The organism is Onishia taeanensis (assembly GCF_003268885.1).
Taxonomy (GTDB): Bacteria; Pseudomonadota; Gammaproteobacteria; order Pseudomonadales; family Halomonadaceae; genus Onishia; species Onishia taeanensis_A.
Map to the genome: position 1 here is coordinate 103,550 of NZ_QLSX01000012.1, position 17,983 is coordinate 121,532.

The following is a 17,983-nucleotide window of genomic DNA, read 5'->3' on the forward strand; positions in this document are numbered from 1 at the left end:
TGATCTTTTATTCTATTTTCGAGCATCGACTTTCTTGGGTGTTGGTGCGAACTCTGCCAAAGTTACTAACAATAATGCTGGTGGTTTTTTCTTGCCACCCACATAAGGTGAAGGTGCCGTTATGCCCGCTAGCTTTTCCCAAGGAGTCATAACGCACAGGGCGATCACTTCGGCTGAAACTGACATCCACATCGCCTGAAGATTCCATGACTCGTAGTACGGTATCGCCGCTCAAGTCTCCGCTAGTGGCTCTGCCTTCAATGATTACCCAATCATTGCTCCAGTTAGCGAAAGTACAAGTATCATAAAGTGGCCCCGGGCTAGGACAAACGGAGATCGTTGTCCGCCTAGTGATTGCGGTATTACGGGCGATTGCCAGTGTGGTCTTGATTCGCATCACCTCGGCGGCCACTTCATTCCGCGCGCTGAAAGCCTGATAGCTCGGCACAGCGACGGTGGCCATGATCACTACTACTGTAAGCGTCACCAGCAGTTCGATCAGAGTGAAGCCAGCCCTGCGATGATACCGTTGAGCATCCTCTCTCGTGCGCATGCTTCTCTCCTTCCCTGGAGTGTTCGATGTGCCGGGGCATCCTGTCCTCGGGCTGTTCTCTTTCGTTCGTTCCCCGTTCGTCCTTTACCCCCTCGGGTATTCCATTACTCTAGCCAAAACTGTCGTAAGCCAGAGCGTATTCTATTGTGAGCGATTTCCTGATTATTGGTGGTGGCGTCATCGGCATGATGACGGCATTGCAGCTGGCCGACGCGGGCCAGTCGGTGACGTTGATCGAGCGCGGCGAGTGCGGGCGCGAGGCGTCCTGGGCGGGCGGTGGCATCGTCTCGCCACTTTACCCGTGGCGCTATGGCACACCGGTGTCGCGGCTGTCGCGCTGGTCCGAAGGGTTCTACCCGGAGCTCAGCCTGCGGCTCCTGGAGGAAACCGGCATCGACCCGGAATATCGCCAGAAGGGGCTCTTGTACCTGCGCGTCGAAGACGAGGTGCGTGCCCTCGAATGGGCGCGTGAGGTTGGCAAGCCGCTGGAGCGGGTGGGGCCGGAGGTGATCTATGCCAAGGAGCCTGCCGCCGCCCCCGGCTGTGAGCAGGCGCTATGGATGCCCACGCTTGGCAGCATTCGTAACCCGCGCCTGGGTCAGGCGCTGCGCGCGCGACTGGCGGCAATGTCTGCGGTGACGCTGCGTGAGCACGAAGCGGTGGTCGGTCTTGAACGTGATGCAGGTGGTGCGGTGATCGGTGCCCAGACGCGAGCGGGCAGGGTCACTGCGGATCGTGTGATCGTCTGCGGCGGGGCCTGGGCGGCGCAGCTGTTGGAGAGCGTCGAGGTCTTGCTGCCGGTGCACCCGGTGAAGGGGCAGATGATCCTCTTCAAGGCGCCGCCAGGGCTCGTGCAGCGGGTGGTGCTGATGGACGGGCGCTATGTGATTCCCCGTGGCGATGGTCGCGTGCTGGCGGGCTCGACGCTCGAAGAAGCGGGCTTCAACAAGGCGCTCAGTGGCGAGGCACGAGAGTCGCTTTGGCAGAGTGCCACTCAAATCGTGCCGGCGCTTGCTGACTGCGAGGTGGAGCATCACTGGGCCGGGCTGCGCCCCGGCTCGCCAGAGGGCATTCCATTCATCGGTGCGGTGCCTGGCGTGAAGAACCTCTGGGTCAATGCCGGTCACTACCGCAACGGCCTGGTGCTGGCACCCGCCTCGACGCGCCTGCTGGTCGATGAGTTGCTGGGCCGCGAACCAATCATCGATCCGGGCCCCTATCGATTGGAAGGCCGCCTTGGCGGCAAAAATAGCTAGCGGCGCCGGCGTCAGTTACGGGCGGCAGCTACGCTCCACACGGCCTGGCGCCGGGGCAAGCCCCCTTCAGTCGGAAGGGCGCTGTTCGGCAAGATACTTGTCGCGATGGGGCGTGCCGCAGAACCATTCGCCTTGCTCGCGCAGGGCTTCATCCTCGGGTAGATGCACCTGGCAATAGACGCAGCGCACCATATGGCCGCCCTCCTGGCGAGCCTCATTGCGCTCCCATTCGTCGCGTTCCAGCTTCCAGTCGCGGTACATGCGGTAGAGCTTGAGGCCGGCCCAGAACACCACAGCGAAAATGATCAGGCGAATGATCAACAGGTTCATCCTTTTGTGACTCCCTGGTCGGGCCGCGTGAGAAGGTCTTGTGTTTTGCTACTCGGGCGGCCATGCGGGACAATACGGTTATCCGAGAGTTTCGAGAGATTTCCCCGACCATGCAAGACCTGACGCTGGTGATGGCCCAATTCGACCCCCTGGTCGGCGATATTCCCGGCAACGCCGAGCGTGCCATCGAAGCGGTGCGCGAGGCACGCATCGAGCACGGCGCGGATATCGTGGTATTCCCCGAACTGTTCCTGACTGGCTACCCGCCGGAGGATCTGCTGCTACGCCCTTCCATGGAGACGCGCCTGCGCGAGGCCCGCGCGCGCATGGCGGCCAAGGTCGCCCGAGATGTGCTGGTGATTATCGGTTACCCCGGTCGCCGTGAAGGGCACACCTACAACCTGGCGGGCCTTTTGTATAACGGCGAGTGGCTCGACGAGTACGCCAAGCAGGCGCTGCCCAACTATCAGGTGTTCGACGAACAGCGCTATTTCAGCGCTGGCACCGAGCCGCTGGTGATCGAGCACAAGGGCGCCAGGCTCGGCATCCTGATCTGCGAGGATGTCTGGAAGACCGAACCGGTTCGTCTGGCCTGCGAGGCGGGCGCGGAGATTCTGATTACGCTTAATTCGTCTCCCTACCATCAGGATAAGCCCGCCGAGCGTCTCGAGCTCCTGCGCGAACGCGCCGCCGAGGCCCAACGCCCGCTGGTGTATGTGAACCAGGTGGGGGGCCAGGACGAGCTGGTGTTTGACGGCGGCTCGGCCTGTGTCGATGCCAATGGCCAGCTGCAGGTGCAGGCGCCCCACTGGCAGGTGGGGCTGATGCCGGTGCAGTTCCTGCGCGAGCAAAAAGCTTGGGTGCCTCAGGCCGGCGAGTGCGAGCCGCTGCCCGAGCCCGAGGAAAGCCTCTATTGCGCGCTGGTCACCGGGGTGCGTGATTACGTCAACAAGAGCGGCTTCAAGGGGGTGGTGATTGGTCTGTCAGGGGGTATCGACTCGGCGCTGACGCTTGCCATTGCGGTGGATGCGCTGGGGCCTGAACGGGTGCATGCGGTGATGATGCCGTATCACTACACCGCGGATATCTCCAGAGCGGATGCGGCAGAACAGGCCAAGCTGCTGGGCGTCGGCTATGAGGTGATGCCCATCGCGCCAATGGTTGAGAGCTTCATGGACACCCTGGCCGAGAGCTTCGCCGGCACCGAGCGCGACACCACCGAGGAGAACCTGCAATCACGCTGTCGTGGCGTGTTGCTGATGGCGATCTCCAACAAGAAAGGCCTGATGGTGTTGACCACCGGTAACAAGAGCGAGATGGCGGTGGGTTACGCCACGCTCTACGGTGACATGGTCGGCGGCTACAACGCCCTGAAGGATGTCTACAAGACCTGGGTCTACCGTCTGGCGCGCTGGCGCAACGACCAGGAGCCGGCGATTCCCGAACGGGTCATCGAGCGTCCGCCGTCGGCAGAGCTGGCGCCGGATCAGCAGGACAGCGATTCACTGCCTGGCTACGATACGTTGGATGCCATCCTGGTTCGCTACATCGAGGGTGACATGAGCGCCGAGGCGATCATCGAAGCCGGCTTCGCTCGCGAGGATGTCTATCAGGTGGTCAAGCTGGTCGATCGCTGTGAGTACAAGCGCCGTCAGGCGCCGGTAGGCGTGCGCGTCACACCAAGGGGCTTCGGTCGTGACCGTCGCTACCCGATCGTCAACGGCTGGCAGCCCGGCGAATAGAGCGTCGTCCGGGTCAGGGGTGGCCTCCACTGAATGAGGCAGCGAGTCAGTCGTTGAATAGCGCAGCGGGTCTCACCTGACGCTGCGCTGATGAAACACAAAGAACAACGCCCCGTCGGCTTGGCCGGCGGGGCGTTTTCGTGTCGTTCTCGTGCGCTCTCTGGCGAGGCGAGATCAGCCGTCCAGGCGCAGGGTCGCGTCGACGTATTTGGCGTCGAAGGTGCGGCCGTCGAGGCGCTCGTGATCCGGGGCATTCTCGATCAGCGTCGCGAGCACTTCGCGGGCACGATCGGTCATGCCAAGGCCCAGGTAGCCTTCGACCATGACCGCAAGAGCGTCGTGATTGGCCGGCGCCTCCGGGTAGTGGGAGATCACCCAGCGCCCACGCTTGACCGCTGCCAGATAGGCGCCCTTGCGCAGATAGAAGTCGGCCACCTGCAGCTCATGGCGGGCCAGCACATTGCGCAGATAGACCAGGCGCTGCTGGGCGTCCGGGGCGTACTCGCTGTCCGGGAAGCGCTCGATGAGCTCGCGAAAGTCGTTGTAGGACTCGCGGGTCGCGCCTAGGTCGCGCTTGGAGATGTCGATCAGCTTGAGCCCTTCGAGGCTGAAGCGGCCCGCCTGATAGGCGGCCAGACCGCGCATGTAGTAGGCGTAGTCGACTTGGGGATGGTCCGGCTGCAGGCGGATGAAACGGCTGGCAGCCGCCCGCGCCGATTCCCAGTTGTCGGTCTGGTAGTAGGCGTAGATCAGCTCCAGCTGCGCCTGATCGGCGTGGTCGCCGAAGGGATAGCGGGCGTCGAGGGCTTCGAGCCGGCTCACGGCGTTGGTATAGTTCTGCGCCTCCAGCGCCGTCATCGCCTGCTGGTAGAGCTCGGCTTCCGCGAGCTCATCGGGAACGGTGTCGTTGCCGGCGCAGCCGGCGAGCAGGGCGGCTGTCAGGGCATAGGCGCCCAGCCGTGTGCCACGGGGGAAAACGCGCATCATGGTCCTCGTCTCAAACAACCCGAATGGCCGTGGTAGAATTACTCAGCGGCTCATCATAAAGCACTCACGATAAACCACTCAGGGCAGGCCGCAAAGCGCCGAGCCTTGGTGCCTCGTCAGTGCCACCTCAAAGGCACACAGCCCCCATGTCAGAAACCGTACATCGCGACGCCCGCATTCCCGAGGCCATGGCCGGTCAGCGCTTCGATCAGGTGGCGGCCGAGATCTTCGCCGACTTCTCTCGAGAACGCCTCAAGGCCTGGATAAAATCCGGCGACCTGACCCTCGACGGCGCCCGTGCCAAGCCCAAGGACAAGATCTACGGCGGAGAGCAGCTCGTGCTGACCGCCGTGGTCGAGGACGAACTGCGCTTCGAGCCCCAGGCCATCGACCTGGACATCGTCCATGAAGACGACGCCGTGCTGGTGATCAACAAGCCCGCCGGCCTGGTGGTGCATCCGGCCGCCGGTAACCCCGACGGTACCCTGCTCAACGCCGTGCTGCATCATTGCCCGGCGCTTGCTAGCGTGCCTCGTGCCGGTATCGTACACCGCCTCGACAAGGACACCACCGGTTTGATGGTGGTGGCCAAGACCCTTGCCGCCCAGACTCATCTAGTCGAGCAACTACAGGCGCGCAGCGTCTCTCGGGAGTACGATGCCGTGGTCACCGGGGTCGTGACCTCCGGCGGGCGCATCGAGGCGCCGATCGGGCGCCACCCCAAGGACCGCAAGCGTCAGGCGGTCACTGCTTCTGGCAAGCCGGCCGTTACCCATTACCGGGTCACCGAGCGTTTTCGCAACCACACCCATGTGCGCTGCAAGCTCGAGACCGGCCGGACCCATCAGATTCGTGTACACATGGCCCACCAGCGCTTTCCGCTGATTGGCGATAGCCTCTATGGCGGGCGTCTCAAGCTGCCGCCGGGGGCCGACGATGATCTCAAGGATCTGCTGCGCGGCTTCCCGCGTCAGGCCCTGCATGCCCGTAAGTTGGCATTCGTGCACCCGGAAAGCGGTCAGCGCCTCGAGTTTCGCGTCGCGCTGCCCGACGATATGCTGATGCTGCTCGACTACCTGCGCGACGATCACGAAACCATGCGATGAGGCCATTGCTTTGCTGAGGAATCCGGTGATGACGGACCCCGCTGCGACGCTGCACCCGCACCCCACTCTGGTGCTACCCGACTGGCCGGCTCCGAGCACGGTGCGGGCCCTGGTCACCACCCGTGAGAGCGGCCCCAGCGGCGGGCCGTTCGCGGCCTTCAATACCGCCGAGCATGTCGGTGACGACCCGGCGATGGTGGCGCGCTGTCGCGAGCTGCTGCAGGCCGAGATCGGCAGCGACCGTCCACTGCTGTGGCTCGATCAGGTACATGGCGCCAACGTGCAGCAGGTCTATGCTGCGGGGGCGCCCCAAGCCGATGCCGCGGTGGCCTTCGATGCTAGCCATGCCTGCGTGGTGCAGACCGCGGACTGCCTGCCGGTGTTCTTCTGCGACCAGCGCGGTACCCGAGTGGGCATTGCCCATGCCGGCTGGCGCGGCCTTGCCGGGGGCGTGCTCGAGGCCACGGTGGCAGCGCTTGGGACCGAGCCCGGCGAGCTGATGGCCTGGCTTGGCCCGGCGATTTCCAACGCGCAGTTCGAGGTGGGCCCCGAAGTGCACGATGCCTTCGTGGCGGTGCAGCCCGAGGCCAAGAGCGCCTTCGAGCCGAGCCCCTATCGTCTCGGCCACTACATGGCCGACATCTACCGGCTGGCGCGGCTGCGCCTCGAACGGCTCGGCGTCGCCCACATCAGCGGCGGCCACTTCTGTACCGCCTGCGAACCGCGCTTCTACTCCCATCGCCGTGACGACGGCGTCACCGGCCGCATGGCCAGCGCGATCTGGCTGCGCTAAGTGTCTCTCGCGGCCCCGGGCATGGAAAAGCGAAGCGTCTTTTTCAGGGCCGGAAAATGCATCCATGCGATTCCGGCATTTCCGCCATCCATGGCGGTCAGATGAAAAAGCCGAGCGTCCAGGGAGGGATTCACCGCGTCTTCGCGCTTCATGTCCCGGGGGCGTCCTGCCAATCATGATCTGCATCAAGCCGGGCGCCTTTCCTGAGGCTGGCGCCTTGAAAGCGGGCCACCATACCTCCATTGATACTGTCAAGACACGACACAGGCAGGCGGTGCGTCCGATCGCGCCGCTGCTTTCATGGAGGACATGCGATGCGATTCGATAAATTTACCGGCAAATTGCAGACCGCGGTGGCCGATGCCCAATCCCTGGCGGTGGGGCGTGGTCACAATCAGCTCGACCCCGGCCATCTGCTGATGGCGCTGCTCGAAGATCGCGACGGCGGCCTCAAGGGGCTGGTTGGCAAGGCCGGCGGCGATGCCTCGGCGTTGCGCAGTGCGCTTGCCAATTATCTGGATGGGCTTCCCGAGGTCGGCCAGTTCGACGGCGAGGTGCAGCCGTCCAGGGACTTCGTACGGCTGATGAACCTCGCCGATCGGGAAGCCCAGAAGCGCGGCGATCAGTTCATCGCAAGCGAGCTGGTGCTAGTGGCGGCGCTTGCCATGAATAATGCGGTCACCAAGGTTCTGACCCAGACCGGCCTCACTCAGAAGGCAGTGGCCGCGGCCATCGACAGTCTGCGCGGCGGCCAGAAGGTCGATGACCCCAACGCCGAGGAAAGCCGCGAGGCGCTGGCCAAGTACACCCTGGACCTGACCGCTCGGGCCGCCGAAGGCAAGCTCGACCCGGTGATCGGCCGCGACGACGAGATTCGTCGCACCATCCAGGTGCTGCAGCGTCGCACCAAGAACAACCCGGTGCTGATCGGCGAGCCCGGCGTCGGCAAGACCGCCATCGTCGAAGGCCTGGCCAACCGCATCATTGACGGCGAGGTGCCGGAAGGGCTCAAGGACAAGCGCGTGCTTTCGCTGGACATGGGCTCGCTGCTGGCCGGGGCCAAGTTCCGTGGCGAGTTCGAGGAGCGGCTCAAGGCGGTGCTCAACGAACTGGCCCAGGAAGAGGGCCGGGTCATCCTGTTCATCGATGAGCTGCACACCATGGTTGGCGCCGGCAAGGCCGAGGGCGCCATGGACGCCGGCAACATGTTGAAGCCGGCGCTGGCCCGCGGCGAGCTGCACTGCGTGGGGGCCACTACCCTGGATGAGTACCGCAAGTACATTGAGAAGGATGCAGCCCTGGAGCGGCGCTTCCAGAAAGTGCTGGTCGATGAGCCCTCCGAGGAGGACACCATCGCCATCCTGCGTGGCCTCAAGGAGCGCTACGAAGTCCATCATCGCCTCCACATCACCGACTCCGCGATCATCGCCGCGGCCAAGCTGTCGGCGCGCTATATCACCGACCGCCAGCTGCCTGACAAGGCCATCGACCTGATCGACGAGGCCTCCTCGCGGATTCGCATGGAACTCGACTCCAAGCCCGAGGAAATGGACCGCCTCGATCGGCGCCTGATCCAGCTCAAGATGGAGCGCGAGCAGCTCAAGAAAGAGACCGACGATGCCTCCCAAAAGCGCCTGGAAAGTATCGAGGCACAGATCGACGAGCTGTCCCGGGAATACGCCGATCTCGATGAGGTCTGGAAGTCCGAGAAGGCCAGCATCGAGGGCGCGGCCCAGCACAAGGCCGAGCTCGACAAGGCGCGCATCGAACTCGACGCCGCCAAGCGTCAGAACGACTATGAAACGATGTCCAAGCTGCAGTACGGGGTAATCCCCGAGCTCGAGCGCAAGATCGCCGAGATCGAAGAAAGCGAAACCGCGGATACCTCGACCCACACGCTGCTGCGCTCCAACGTCACCGAGGAGGAAGTCGCCGAGGTGGTGTCGCGCTGGACCGGTATTCCGGTGTCCAAGATGCTCGAGGGCGAGCGCGACAAGCTGCTGCGCATGGAAGAGGCGTTGCACGAGCGGGTGATCGGTCAGGACGAGGCGGTCACGGCGGTGGCCAATGCGGTGCGCCGTTCCCGGGCCGGGCTCGCCGACCCGAACCGTCCCAACGGCTCCTTCCTGTTTCTCGGGCCGACCGGGGTGGGCAAGACCGAGCTGTGCAAGTCGTTGGCCAACTTCCTCTTCGATACCGAGGAAGCCATGGTGCGCATCGACATGTCCGAGTTCATGGAGAAGCACTCCGTGGCCCGGCTGATCGGCGCGCCTCCGGGCTATGTCGGCTATGAAGAGGGGGGCTATCTGACCGAAGCGGTGCGTCGCAAGCCCTACTCGGTGCTGCTGCTCGACGAGGTCGAGAAAGCGCACGCCGATGTCTTCAACATCCTGCTCCAGGTACTCGAGGATGGCCGCCTGACCGACGGTCAGGGGCGCACCGTGGACTTTCGCAACACCGTGATCGTGATGACCTCCAACATGGGCTCGGACATCATCCAGCGCATGGGAGGCGAGGACAGCGGTGATAGCGAGAAGGACTACGAGCACATGAAGGACATGGTGATGGCGGTGGTCAGCGACCACTTCCGTCCCGAGCTGATCAACCGCATCGACGAGGTAGTGGTCTTCCACGCCCTCGGTCAGGAGCAGATCCAGGCCATTGCCAGCATCCAGCTCGACCGGCTGCGGGCGCGGCTCGCCGAGCACGAGCTGTCGCTCCAGGTCAGTGACGATGCGCTGGCCCAGCTGGCGGTGGTGGGCTTCGACCCGGTATTTGGTGCCCGGCCGCTCAAGCGGGCGATCCAGAGCCGGATCGAGAACCCGCTGGCGCAGGACCTGCTCGCCGGCAAGTTCGCCCCGGGCGACACCATCAAGGTCGCAAGCCAGGACGGCAAACTGGTGTTCAGCAAGGAGTAACCAAAGAGGCTTTATCACCTCTAGGCCGACCGCAGGCGCGTCGGCCGGCCACACGCAAAGGCCCGCCTCTCAGGAGGCGGGCCTTTGTGCTTTATAGGGCTCCTAGGTCAGCGCTCGACTGTCAGGGCTCGCGATCAGCGTGAGCCGGCGCTGGCGGGTTGCGCCTTCGGTTTCGGTTCGCGGACCAGGCGCTGCTGCAGGTCTTCCAGTGAGACGCCCTTGGTTTCGGGCATCAGGAATTTCACGAACAGCACCTGCAGTGCCATCATCACCGCGAAGAAGGCAAACACCGGGCCGCCGTTGAAGGTGCCGAGTACCCAGGGCATCACCAGGGTGATCAGGGCCGCGCAGATCCAGTGCACGGAGCTGCCGAAGGACTGGCCGCGGGCGCGCACATGGTTGGGGAAGACCTCGGCGATGAACACCCAGATGATCGCCCCCTGGCTGATCGCGTGAGCGGCGATGAACAGCCCCAGCAGCAGAGGTACTTCGAGTCCGCCGAGGTTGCCGAGGAAGAAGGCCCGCGAGATCAGCACCAGCGAGACCAGGTAGCCCACCGAGCCGATATACAGCAGGGTACGGCGACCCAGGCGGTCGATCAGCGCCATGCCGGCCATGGTGAAGACCAGGTTGACCAGGCCGATGCCGGCAGAGGAGAGCAGGGCGGCGCTGTTGCCGAGTTCGGCGGCTTCAAACACCCGTGGGGCATAGTAGATGATGAAGTTGATGCCCGAGAGCTGGTTGAAGAAAGCGATCAGGAAAGCCAGCAGGATCGGCAGGCGGTAGCGGCCGGAGAAAAAAGGCGCGTGGGCCTTCTGCTCGCTGGTTTCCGCGGCGCGGATGGTGGCGATTTCGCGATCCACATCGGCGTCGGCATCGATCTTTCTCAGCACCTCGCTTGCGCCCTCAACGTCGTTGCGCTTGAGGATTAGCCAGCGCGGGCTCTTCGGCACTCGGCAGATCATCAGGGTATACAGCAGTGCCGGCACGGCCTCGATGCCCAGCATCCAGCGCCAAGCGCCCTCACCCAGCAGCGAGCCCAGCACGAAGTTGGAGACGAAGGCCATCAGGATGCCAAACACGATGTTGAACTGGTAGAGGCCCACCAGTGCCCCGCGATGCTTGGCCGGTGCGATCTCGGAGATGTAGGTGGGGGCGGCGACCGAGGAAATCCCCACGCCGATGCCGCCGATCAGGCGGAAGAAGGAGAACCAGTAGGGATCGGTGGACAGCGCCGAGCCGAGCGCCGAGCCCAGATAGAGGATGCCGATCAGCACCAGCGTGGCTCGGCGTCCCAGCCTGTCGGTGGGCCAGTTACCGCCGATGGCGCCGACCACTGTGCCCCACAGCGCCATCGACATGACCAGCAGGCCATGCTGCAGGTCGCTGAGTCCCCAGAGGGTCTGAATGGGCTTGTCGGCGCCGGAGATGACGGCGGTATCAAAGCCGAACAGGAAGCCGGCGAGGGCTACCGTGATCGACCACTGAATGATGCGAAACATTCGCTTTCTCCTTGCTGGGCACCTTTCGTCGCTGCTTCTCGTCAGCCTTTGCTTGGCTTGCCTCGGGTGAATCGATTCACCTGAGACCCGAGGCAAGAGGCCGATGCAAGGTGCTGGACCAAGAGGCCAGGAAAAGCCCGGCGAAAGGTGTAAGGGTGCGTTGTGTGATTAGGTGAATCGTGTCAGCCGAGGATCATTACAGCAAGCGGCCTGCAAATCTACCACCCAGGACGCGCTAGACATTGGTCCAAGAGTGGTAGCGCCGGTACCATATTCCCCGCACCCATAGGGCCTTTCGGACGCCCGCCAGCCGGTTGAAGTCGCATGTTCTCGTCTACTCGTCGCAGGAACGCGGTTTCACGGTTGACACTACCGAGGGCCTATTGGACTCTTGACGGTTCCTGATTGCGGGCGCGGACGAATCCGGGCGATCCCCGACCGCCGCGTGAAGGGTAGGTCGCAAGACCTCTACCCGCCGAAGGATTATCCGGGCAAGGCTACCCGCCTCGCTCGGCCAACGCCCCGACACGGTGAACCGCCGTGATGTGAGTGCAGGCCCTATCCGGGCCGAATGAAGCCAGGGTTTGGCATCAGGTGCCGGCATCGACCGGCCGCGGCATACCGCCGCACTCGACTTGCGTGCCTCTTTGAGCACGGCAAGGCACTCGAGACCTCCAGGGGAGAAATACAGTGGAACTGCTTTCCGGCGCCGACATGATCGCCCGCTTCCTTCAGGACGAGGGCGTCGAATACATCTATGGCTATCCCGGCGGAGCGGCGTTGCATATCTATGACGCCCTGTTCCGTCAGGACAAGGTCAAACACATCCTGGTACGCCACGAGCAGGCCGCGACGCATGCCGCCGACGGCTATGCCCGGGCTTCCGGCAAACCAGGCACCGTGCTGGTCACCTCGGGTCCCGGCGCGACCAACGCCGTGACCGGCATCGCCACCGCCTATATGGACTCGATCCCGCTAGTAGTGCTGTGCGGGCAGGTGATGAGCCACTTGATTGGTGATGATGCCTTCCAGGAAACCGACATCATCGGTGTGACCCGTCCGGTGGTGAAGCACAGCTTCTCGATCAGGCACCCGTCGGAGATTCCCGAGGTGCTGAAGAAGGCGTATTACCTGGCCGCAACTGGTCGCCCCGGGCCGGTGGTGGTGGACATTCCCAAGGACATGACCGCTCCCACCGAGCGCTACGAGTACGTCTACCCGAAGAAGGTCAAGCTGCGCTCCTACAACCCGGTCACTCGCGGTCATACCGGCCAGATCAAGAAGGCCGTGGAGCTGATGCTCAAGGCCAAGCGCCCAGTGTTCTACACCGGTGGCGGGGTGGTGACTGGTAACGCAAGCGAAGGGCTGACGGATCTGGTCAAGCACCTGGGCTTCCCGATCACCACCACCCTGATGGGCATCGGCGCCTACCCGCAAAGCGATCGTCAGTGTCTCGGTTGGCTGGGCATGCACGGTTCCTATGAATCGAACATGGCCATGCACCATGCCGACCTGGTGATCGCCATCGGGGCGCGCTTCGATGACCGAGTGACCAACAACACCTCCAAGTTCTGTCCTACGGCCAAGATCATTCACGTCGACATCGATCCCAGTTCGGTATCCAAAACCGTGCGCGCCGACGTGCCGATCGTCGGGCCGGCGGCCAGCGTCATCAATGAGATGATCAGCCTGGTGCAGGGCAAGGAGGTCAGTCAGCCCGACGCGCTCGCCGAGTGGTGGCAGAAACTCGATGGCTGGCGCGAAGAGCGGGTCGGTAAGCTGTACGAGCCTTCCCAGGAAGGCGAGCCGCTCAAGCCTCAGGAAGTGATCGAAGCCGTCTGCCGGGTGACTCGCGGTGAGGCCTATGTCACCACCGATGTCGGCCAGCATCAGATGTTTGCGGCCCAGTACTACAAGTTCGATAAGCCCAATCGCCTCATTACCTCGGGCGGGCTTGGCACCATGGGCTTCGGTTTCCCGGCGGCCATGGGCGTCAAGAAGAGTTACCCCGATGAGGATGTCGTCTGCATCACCGGTGAGGGCAGCTTCCAGATGATGATGCAGGAGCTCTCGACCTGTAAGCAGTATGGGGTGGGGGTAAAGATCATCAACCTGAACAACGGCTCGCTGGGCATGGTGCGCCAGTGGCAGGACCTGAACTACAAGTCCCGTCACGCCCAGTCCTACATGGAGTCGCTGCCGGACTTTCAGATGCTGATCGAGTCGTATGGCTTCACCGCCATCAAGGTGGAACGTCACGAGGATCTCGAACCCGCTCTCGAGCGGGCCTTCGCCGACAAGAACGAGCTGGTGTTCCTCGACGTTTACGTCGACCCGCGCGAGCACGTTTATCCGATGCAGGTGCCCCTGGGCTCCATGCGTGACATGCTGCTTTCGAAGACGGAGCGGACCTGATGCGCCATATCATCTCGATCCTGATGGAAAACGAACCCGGCGCCTTGTCTCGTGTGGTGGGGCTGTTTTCGCAGCGCAACTACAACATCGAGTCGCTCAACGTCGCGCCGACCGAAGACCCGACGCTGTCGCGCCTGACCGTCACCACCACCGGTGACGATCGGGTGATCGAGCAGATTACCAAGCACCTCAACAAGCTGATCGATGTGGTCAAGCTGGTCGACCTGACCGAAGGGCAGCATATCGAGCGTGAGCTGATGCTGGTCAAGGTCAAGGCGCTCGGTGCGGCCCGTGATGAGGTCAAGCGTACCGCCGATATCTTCCGTGCCCAGGTGGTCGACGTAACGCCGAACCTCTACACGGTGCAGATCACCGGCGATGCCGGCAAGCTGGATGCCTTCCTCCAGGCCATGGCTCCGGTGGGTATCCTCGAAGTGGCGCGTACCGGCGTCTCGGGTATCGCCCGGGGCGACAAGGTGCTGAGCCTCTGACGTCGTATTGGTTCGACAGCCGGTTCTGAAAGCCGCTCTTCGGAGCGGCTTTTTTTGTGCCTGGTCGAGATGAGGCGGGCGCTTATCGAAGTAAGCGAGTTACTTACCAAGGGAAAGGATATGTTGGCGGTTAGCGCGCCGAGACCTCTGCCCAGAGTGCGCGGATCAACGGACTCTTTAGCCGGCGCTGGGCCACGCACAGGCCGACATCGTAGTGGGGCAGCTCGGGTTTGACCGCCAGCGTCTGCACTCGGGCGGCGAGCGGACTGTTATCGACCACGATCTTTGGCACCACGCCAATACCGAAGCCGAGCCCGACCATACTGACGATGGCCTCGTGGCCGGCGACCTGGGCATAGATGCGCGGCGCGATGCCCAGCGCCTTGAACCAGGTGTCGCTGTATTCCCGGGACAATCCCGACTCGGAGAGGATCATCGGCACCTCGGCCCACTGCTCGGCGGTGGGCACCTCCGGGTGGGTGGGCATCCAGTCGGCACCGTCCCGAGGGGCAATGAAAACCAGTGGCGACGTGGTCATCGGCTTGAAGGCCAATGCCTCGGGAAGGCGTCGCGGCCGTGGGGTGATCGCCATGTCCTCCTCGCCGGCCAGCACCCTTGAGATGGAATGAGCCGGGTCGCCGGTATGCAGCTTGAGCTCGATGCGCGGATGGCGGGTGCGAAAGTCGCTGAGCAGCTCATACAGGAAACTGTAGCTGGCGGTCACCGAGCAGAAGATGCTGAGCTCGCCGGCGAGTGCCGCGGTTTCTTCCATTAGCGCCTGGCGCACCAGCTCCCATTGCTCCACAGCGTCTCGGGCGTAGGTCTGAAAGGTCAGGCCCTGGTGGGTTAGGGCGACGTGACGGTTGTCCCTTTCGAAGAGTGTAGCGCCTAGGCTTTCCTCGAGAGAACGGATCGAGCGGGATAGCGTCGAGGGGCTGACGTGGCAGGCATCACTGGCCCGGCCGAAATGCAGGGTATCGGCCAGGCTCAGGAAGTGTCGGAGGTCGCGCATGTCCATGGGCGTTATTGCACTATTCGGGATGTGATGTTGCAAATATAGCGTTTTACGCAACGCGATGTCTGTCGTATCGTCCTTGCATCGGCACCACAAACCACAAACGCCGCGATAGACGGCGTGGGTCGCCATCAACGCTGACACCTTTCTCTCTCGTTAACAGGAATATCGCCATGCACGTTTATTACGACAAGGACTGCGACCTCTCCCTCATCCAAGGCAAGAAGGTCACCATCGTGGGTTACGGTTCACAGGGCCATGCCCATGCCAACAACCTGAAGGAATCCGGCGTCGACGTCACCGTCGCGCTGCGCAAGGGGTCTTCTTCCGCTGCCAAGGCCGAAGCGGCTGGCCTCAAGGTGGCGTCCGTTGCCGAAGCGAGCCAGACCGCCGACGTGGTCATGCTGCTGGCGCCTGACGAGAACCAGAAGGCGATCTACGAGCAGGAGGTCGCGCCGAACCTGAAGCAGGGCGCGACCCTGGCCTTCGCTCACGGCTTCAACATCCACTACAACCAGATCGAGCCGCGCAAGGATCTGGACGTGATCATGATCGCGCCCAAGGCGCCGGGTCACACCGTGCGCTCCGAGTTCGTCAAGGGTGGTGGCATTCCCGACCTGATCGCGATCCAGCAGGACGCGACCGGCAACGCCAAGGCGCTGGCGCTCTCCTATGCGGCAGGCGTCGGCGGCGGTCGTACCGGCATCATCGAGACCACCTTCCGTGACGAGACCGAAACCGATCTGTTCGGCGAGCAGGCCGTCCTTTGTGGTGGCGCGGTCGAGCTGGTCAAGGCCGGCTTCGAGACCCTGACCGAGGCAGGCTATGCCCCGGAAATGGCCTACTTCGAGTGCCTGCACGAGCTCAAGTTGATCGTCGACCTGATGTACGAAGGCGGCATCGCCAACATGAACTACTCGATCTCCAACAACGCAGAGTTCGGCGAGTACTTCACCGGCAAGGAAGTCATCAACGACCAGTCCCGTGAAGCGATGCGCAATGCCCTCAAGCGTATCCAGAACGGCGACTATGCCAAGAGCTTCATTGCCGAGAGCCAGACCAACTATCCGTCGATGACCGCGCGTCGTCGCCTCAACGCCGAGCACCCGATCGAGCAGGTCGGCGAGAAGCTGCGTTCCATGATGCCCTGGATCGCCGCCAACCAGTTGGTCGACAAGTCCAAGAACTGATCGGCAGGTCTGATTGACAGGTCTGATCGACAGACCTGGTCAAACACGACAGCCGTCATCACAGCGAGGGCGCGGATTTCCGCGCCCTCGCTGTTTTCGTACATCCAACCGTTACTATCGTTGCCGGAACTAGCATGTAGAATGGCTCTTGTGTCACTGACACATATCCCAGCAACGGAAGACCTCTATGAGCCAGGATTCGCAAAAGACCGAGCACGAGCACCCCGAACACGACGAGGATGTCACCGCGACGTTCTTGCGCGAGACGGAGGTGGTCGAAGAAGCGGTCGAGGATGGTAAGAAGATCCGGCGGCGTGGCATCTATCTGCTGCCGAACCTGTTCACCACCTCCGCATTGTTCTCGGGATTCTTCGCCGTGGTTGCCGGTATCAACGGTGACTTCTCGGCCGCCGCCATTGCGATCTTCATCGCCATGGTGCTCGATGGCCTGGATGGCCGCGTAGCCCGCATGACCAATACTCAGAGTGCCTTTGGCGCTGAGTACGATAGCCTCGCCGACATGATCTCTTTCGGCATGGCGCCTGCCCTGGTCGCCTTCACCTGGATCCTTCAGGACATCGGCAAGATCGGCTGGGTGGTGGCCTTTCTGTACGTGGCCTGTGCCGCCCTGCGGCTGGCGCGCTTCAATGTACAGATCGGCTCCACTGACAAGAAGTGGTTTATCGGCCTGCCCAGTCCTTCTGCTGCTGCCTTGGTGGCCGCGAGTGTCTGGACCTTCCATAGCTTCGATGCCAATGCCTTCGTCTTCAAGCTGCTGATGTTAGTAGTGGTGGCCGCAGCAGGCGTGCTGATGGTGAGCAACATCCGCTACTACAGCTTCAAGGATGTTGACCTAAAGGGGCCGGTGCCGTTCGTGATGCTGCTCGCCATCGTGCTGGGCTTCGTGGTGATCTCGGTAGAGCCGTCAGTCATGTTGCTGCTGCTGTTTGCCGCCTATGTCGCCTCGGGGCCGGTGCTTGCCGTGCTACGCAAGATGAAAAAGCAGCCGGATAGCTGACTCGCTGGTGCCATGCCCCGACAGGCTGTACTACCCGCTCTGAAACGCCCGCCCTTGTGCGGGCGTTGTCGTGTCTGGCTCCTCGGTTTATCCACACCCGGTCAGTCGCCTTCATCCATCCACAACCTTGTCGTCACCTTTTTGCAAGAAAGGGGTTGTGTGGGTCCGCGATAATCCGTAAAGTACGCATCCGCTGCCGCCGACGAGCAAACGTCGGAAGCGGTGTAGGGTGTTGGAAGCACTTGTTTTGGTTAAAGTTTTTCGATCAGGCTTGATCGACAGGCATTGACAGAACAGCCGGAAACGGTAGAATGCTCTTCCACTCGATCGGCGCTCAACTCGCCGCTGGTTCACTCGGTCATCTAGAGTGAGCAATAACAGCAAGGGTTGACATTCACTGCCGATTCAGTAGAATACGCCTTCCTCGCAGGGCGCCGGCCGAACGGCCAGGCAGATGCGAGATGCTCCCCTCTTAAGAGATCGGAGCTGCTCTTTAACAATCGATCAGATAATTCATGTGGGCGCTTGTCGATGAAGGGGTGATCAGTCACCGATACTTCAAGGCAAGCGACTCGTCAAAGCAAGCCATATCGGCTTCGTTTTTTGAGACGTTTGAACCTTGAGCCAAGTTTGGTCTGCTTCTTTCTTCGGAAAGGTAAGACCGTAT

15 protein-coding genes are annotated in these 17,983 nt (G+C 62.5%); 9 read left to right on the forward strand and 6 right to left on the reverse strand.

What is annotated here, in order from left to right; translation table 11 throughout:
- Positions 1-7 precede the first annotated feature (7 nt).
- The gene (locus BCL93_RS15170; protein WP_112056082.1) at positions 8-553 is read right to left on the reverse strand and encodes a GspH/FimT family pseudopilin; all 546 of its coding nucleotides are present in this window, start codon (positions 551-553) and stop codon (positions 8-10) included.
- A 146-nt stretch (positions 554-699) separates the two neighbouring features.
- Between BCL93_RS15170 and thiO the strand changes: the two genes are divergently transcribed.
- Positions 700-1,809, forward strand: coding sequence for a glycine oxidase ThiO (gene thiO / locus BCL93_RS15175; RefSeq protein WP_112056083.1), 1,110 nt, complete (start codon positions 700-702; stop codon positions 1,807-1,809).
- A gap of 66 nt (positions 1,810-1,875) precedes the next feature.
- Here thiO and BCL93_RS15180 read toward each other — a convergent pair whose 3' ends face one another.
- Positions 1,876-2,139 carry a PP0621 family protein gene (locus BCL93_RS15180; RefSeq protein ID WP_112056084.1) on the reverse strand — a complete coding sequence of 88 codons (264 nt, stop codon included), beginning with the start codon at positions 2,137-2,139 and terminating at the stop codon, positions 1,876-1,878.
- Positions 2,140-2,249: 110 nt separating this feature from the next.
- Between BCL93_RS15180 and BCL93_RS15185 the strand changes: the two genes are divergently transcribed.
- Positions 2,250-3,881: an NAD+ synthase gene (locus BCL93_RS15185; protein ID WP_112056085.1), complete on the forward strand. Its 1,632-nt coding sequence runs from the start codon at positions 2,250-2,252 to the stop codon at positions 3,879-3,881.
- A gap of 174 nt (positions 3,882-4,055) precedes the next feature.
- Here BCL93_RS15185 and BCL93_RS15190 read toward each other — a convergent pair whose 3' ends face one another.
- Positions 4,056-4,865: an outer membrane protein assembly factor BamD gene (locus BCL93_RS15190; protein ID WP_112056086.1), complete on the reverse strand. Its 810-nt coding sequence runs from the start codon at positions 4,863-4,865 to the stop codon at positions 4,056-4,058.
- A gap of 149 nt (positions 4,866-5,014) precedes the next feature.
- Here BCL93_RS15190 and rluD point away from each other — a divergent pair, with 149 nt between their 5' ends.
- Both rluD and pgeF read left to right on the forward strand, forming a co-directional pair.
- On the forward strand, positions 5,015-5,974 hold the full coding sequence (gene rluD, locus BCL93_RS15195; RefSeq protein WP_112056087.1) for a 23S rRNA pseudouridine(1911/1915/1917) synthase RluD: 960 nt from the start codon (positions 5,015-5,017) through the stop codon (positions 5,972-5,974).
- 28 nt (positions 5,975-6,002) lie between these two features.
- Positions 6,003-6,767 (forward strand): peptidoglycan editing factor PgeF, encoded by a 765-nt coding sequence (gene pgeF / locus BCL93_RS15200; protein ID WP_112056088.1) that lies wholly within the window; start codon positions 6,003-6,005, stop codon positions 6,765-6,767.
- Here the strand turns inward: pgeF and BCL93_RS17285 are convergent.
- Positions 6,764-6,919: a hypothetical protein gene (locus BCL93_RS17285; RefSeq protein WP_181463112.1), complete on the reverse strand. Its 156-nt coding sequence runs from the start codon at positions 6,917-6,919 to the stop codon at positions 6,764-6,766. The genes pgeF and BCL93_RS17285 overlap by 4 nt on opposite strands.
- Positions 6,920-7,081: 162 nt before the next feature.
- Here BCL93_RS17285 and clpB point away from each other — a divergent pair, with 162 nt between their 5' ends.
- Positions 7,082-9,685, forward strand: a complete 2,604-nt coding sequence (gene clpB / locus BCL93_RS15205; RefSeq protein WP_112056089.1) for an ATP-dependent chaperone ClpB — start codon at positions 7,082-7,084, stop codon at positions 9,683-9,685.
- A gap of 134 nt (positions 9,686-9,819) precedes the next feature.
- On the opposite strand, the gene BCL93_RS15210 is transcribed toward clpB, so the two are convergent.
- Positions 9,820-11,187, reverse strand: a complete 1,368-nt coding sequence (locus BCL93_RS15210; RefSeq protein ID WP_112056090.1) for a sugar porter family MFS transporter — start codon at positions 11,185-11,187, stop codon at positions 9,820-9,822.
- A gap of 690 nt (positions 11,188-11,877) precedes the next feature.
- Here BCL93_RS15210 and BCL93_RS15215 point away from each other — a divergent pair.
- Positions 11,878-13,602 (forward strand): acetolactate synthase 3 large subunit, encoded by a 1,725-nt coding sequence (locus BCL93_RS15215; RefSeq protein WP_112056091.1) that lies wholly within the window; start codon positions 11,878-11,880, stop codon positions 13,600-13,602.
- A complete protein-coding gene (ilvN, locus tag BCL93_RS15220) occupies positions 13,602-14,093 on the forward strand; it encodes an acetolactate synthase small subunit (RefSeq protein ID WP_112056092.1) in 492 nt (163 codons plus the stop codon). The genes BCL93_RS15215 and ilvN overlap by 1 nt, the downstream gene beginning before the upstream one ends.
- Positions 14,094-14,223: 130 nt before the next feature.
- Here the strand turns inward: ilvN and ilvY are convergent, their stop codons facing one another.
- A complete protein-coding gene (gene ilvY, locus BCL93_RS15225) occupies positions 14,224-15,111 on the reverse strand; it encodes an HTH-type transcriptional activator IlvY (protein WP_112056093.1) in 888 nt (295 codons plus the stop codon).
- 170 nt (positions 15,112-15,281) lie between these two features.
- On the opposite strand from ilvY, the gene ilvC reads away from it, so the two are divergent.
- Positions 15,282-16,298, forward strand: coding sequence for a ketol-acid reductoisomerase (ilvC, locus tag BCL93_RS15230; protein WP_112056094.1), 1,017 nt, complete (start codon positions 15,282-15,284; stop codon positions 16,296-16,298).
- A gap of 187 nt (positions 16,299-16,485) precedes the next feature.
- On the forward strand, positions 16,486-17,316 hold the full coding sequence (pssA, locus tag BCL93_RS15235; protein ID WP_112056095.1) for a CDP-diacylglycerol--serine O-phosphatidyltransferase: 831 nt from the start codon (positions 16,486-16,488) through the stop codon (positions 17,314-17,316).
- The last annotated feature ends 667 nt before the right edge of the window (positions 17,317-17,983 follow it).

What these genes read in the sequence shown, in the direction of transcription:
- pssA (WP_112056095.1), top strand. Translation starts at nt 16,486, where the DNA reads ATGAGCCAGGATTCGCAAAAGACCGAGCACGAGCACCCCGAACACGAC.
- pgeF (WP_112056088.1), top strand. Translation starts at nt 6,003, where the DNA reads ATGACGGACCCCGCTGCGACGCTGCACCCGCACCCCACTCTGGTGCTA.
- BCL93_RS15210 (WP_112056090.1), bottom strand. Translation starts at nt 11,187, where the DNA reads ATGTTTCGCATCATTCAGTGGTCGATCACGGTAGCCCTCGCCGGCTTC.
- rluD (WP_112056087.1), top strand. Translation starts at nt 5,015, where the DNA reads ATGTCAGAAACCGTACATCGCGACGCCCGCATTCCCGAGGCCATGGCC.
- BCL93_RS15180 (WP_112056084.1), bottom strand. Translation starts at nt 2,139, where the DNA reads ATGAACCTGTTGATCATTCGCCTGATCATTTTCGCTGTGGTGTTCTGG.
- ilvN (WP_112056092.1), top strand. Translation starts at nt 13,602, where the DNA reads ATGCGCCATATCATCTCGATCCTGATGGAAAACGAACCCGGCGCCTTG.
- BCL93_RS15190 (WP_112056086.1), bottom strand. Translation starts at nt 4,865, where the DNA reads ATGCGCGTTTTCCCCCGTGGCACACGGCTGGGCGCCTATGCCCTGACA.
- ilvC (WP_112056094.1), top strand. Translation starts at nt 15,282, where the DNA reads ATGCACGTTTATTACGACAAGGACTGCGACCTCTCCCTCATCCAAGGC.
- BCL93_RS15185 (WP_112056085.1), top strand. Translation starts at nt 2,250, where the DNA reads ATGCAAGACCTGACGCTGGTGATGGCCCAATTCGACCCCCTGGTCGGC.
- ilvY (WP_112056093.1), bottom strand. Translation starts at nt 15,111, where the DNA reads ATGGACATGCGCGACCTCCGACACTTCCTGAGCCTGGCCGATACCCTG.
- BCL93_RS17285 (WP_181463112.1), bottom strand. Translation starts at nt 6,919, where the DNA reads ATGAAGCGCGAAGACGCGGTGAATCCCTCCCTGGACGCTCGGCTTTTT.
- clpB (WP_112056089.1), top strand. Translation starts at nt 7,082, where the DNA reads ATGCGATTCGATAAATTTACCGGCAAATTGCAGACCGCGGTGGCCGAT.
- BCL93_RS15170 (WP_112056082.1), bottom strand. Translation starts at nt 553, where the DNA reads ATGCGCACGAGAGAGGATGCTCAACGGTATCATCGCAGGGCTGGCTTC.